This window comes from Acidiferrimicrobium sp. IK, from assembly GCF_025499425.1.
Lineage (GTDB): Bacteria > Actinomycetota > Acidimicrobiia > Acidimicrobiales > Palsa-688 > Acidiferrimicrobium.
Genome location: NZ_JAIMCB010000033.1, coordinates 1 through 1,979, shown reverse-complemented (window position 1 = coordinate 1,979; position 1,979 = coordinate 1). Strand labels below are relative to the sequence as shown.

At 65.1% G+C, this 1,979-nt stretch carries 2 protein-coding genes; one reads left to right on the top strand and one right to left on the bottom strand.

The genetic code is table 11. The features are described 5' to 3' along the window. Nucleotides 1–316 precede the first annotated feature (316 nt). Nucleotides 317–949, bottom strand: coding sequence for a hypothetical protein (locus K6U06_RS24425; protein ID WP_262324603.1), 633 nt, complete (start codon nucleotides 947–949; stop codon nucleotides 317–319). A gap of 121 nt (nucleotides 950–1,070) precedes the next feature. Between K6U06_RS24425 and K6U06_RS24420 the strand changes: the two genes are divergently transcribed. Then, a complete protein-coding gene (locus tag K6U06_RS24420; RefSeq protein WP_262324602.1) occupies nucleotides 1,071–1,871 on the top strand; it encodes an ATP-binding protein in 801 nt (266 codons plus the stop codon). The last annotated feature ends 108 nt before the right edge of the window (nucleotides 1,872–1,979 follow it).

Here is a 1,979-nt window from a genome sequence, read left to right as displayed (position 1 = left end):
GCCGATGGTGTTGACGAGGTTGGGGCCGGTGGTTTGGGTGAAGGTGACGCAGAGTTGGCCGGTGGGGCCGGGGGCGACGTTGGGGGTGTAGATGATGTTCGCGGGCGGGATGGTCGTGGCCGGGACTCCCGGACTAGCCAACGGGACGGCCGGCGCTGGTGCATCAACGACGGAGGTGGAGCCCTCGCATCTGATCGCAATACCGGTGTCAAATGAGAAGCAGGTCGTAGGGACCTGGCCGGCTAGCGCTGGTTGTTCCTGCACACTCCCGCTTGACAGAGCGACTGCGACGGCGAGGAAGAACCGTCGCGCTGCTTTAGCAGGCATCGCCAGAACTTGGAGCCTGATTGGATTCATAAAAGATCATCCAGGGCGTCCGGTTGACGCCCTGCGGATCATCCGCGGAGATTTTGGGCCTTAACACGACGTAGCCGGGAACAGAAGGAGGGGCTACAGGGTCAACGGAACGATAATCGGCGACTATCGATGCTTGGATGCAGCTCGTCGAATTGGATGACAGCGCGACCGCAGTCATCTTGCGGTCACCAGCATTTGGACTTAGGCCGTCGAGCTGGTTCCCTTGGAGCGCTTGGCTGAACACGCTGAGTTCGCGAGCGTATTGGGCGTCGCCGAAGATTGCCCGGAGTAGGGGTGGTATTGACTTGGGCAGGAATTTGGTGGCGATTTCGATGCGTTGGGCGTCTCCGTAGACGTGGTTGAGCTGTGCGAGCACTGCGTTCACGTAGGCCGCGTCGATGGTGGGAGGGATGTTGACCGGGTCGGGGACGGTGGTGGTGGTCGCTGGGGGGAGGGTGGAGGGGGTGGTGCTGGTGGTGGTTGGCAGGAGAGTGGTGGTGGGGTCGGTGCTGTGGTGGGTGCCGCCGCCGCAGGCTGAAGCCGCGGACGCGGTGAGGATGAGGATCCCGGCCAGCCAGAATGTGCGTCTCATAGCTTCTTGAGGAGTTTCGCGCCCGACGGTCGTTGAGGCAAGGGCGAATCGCGCCGATTTGTTACCTCGTCGTCGGAGCCATCTGGAACGCAGCTGGGGAGCCGACGCGTAGCATCGGCCCGTGGTCGTCGCGGGCGGCGGATCCGACGCCGAGCTGCGGGCTCTGGCCCGCAACCTCTCGGCGGTGCTCGATGAACTCCACCTCCTGGTGCCACCGCGGGTGGAGGACGGCCTCGCGGACCGCCTGCAGGCTCACCTCAACGTCGACGCTCGCACGCTGCCCGTGATCAACCAGGAGTTCCCCTCCTACCAACTGGTGGACGTCAACGTCGCGTTGGAAGCATGGCCCGCGGCAGCCGGCGGCCGCCGAGTCGAGGTGATCGGAGTGTCCGGCGACCAGCGACGATTCCATCCCCTCTCCGAGCTGCTGTCGTCAGGCCGGATGTTCGGGGTGGGAGTCGGACCGGTGGACTACCACGATCTGGCCGACTCGCCCGACACCACCAGAAGCTGCGTCCAGTTCGGGATCTTTCTCCTGTGGGACGGGGAACGGCGCGCAGCGGCGCTGGTCCGTGGCGCCGATCCGCACGGCCCCATCCGGCAGGCGATGGTGGAGTTGGTTGCCGACGATCCAACCTGGGCGCGCGAGGTGCTTGCAGAGTTGCGAGCGCTGGCCGTGGAGCGCAGCGTGCTGCGAGGTCAGGTATTGGCCTTGGGTGTGGGCGAGGGGCAGCAGTACGGAGGCCTACGGTTCATGCCCCGTCCGACGCTGAGTCGCGACGAACTGGTGCTGCCCGAGGCCACGCTGTCGCAGATCGAACGTCACGTCGTGGGGATCGCCGAGCACGGGCCCCGCCTTCGCGCCGCGGGCCAGCACCTCAAGCGCGGGGTGCTGCTATACGGGCCGGTCGGCTGTGGTTGACACTGCGTTTCCTTTCATCGGGGTGTGTCGAACAGTCCAGGTCCTGCGGCGTTTACGTTGATTCGTAAGCCTTTTCGGCGTCCGTGGTTGACGTGGACTGCTTGGAGC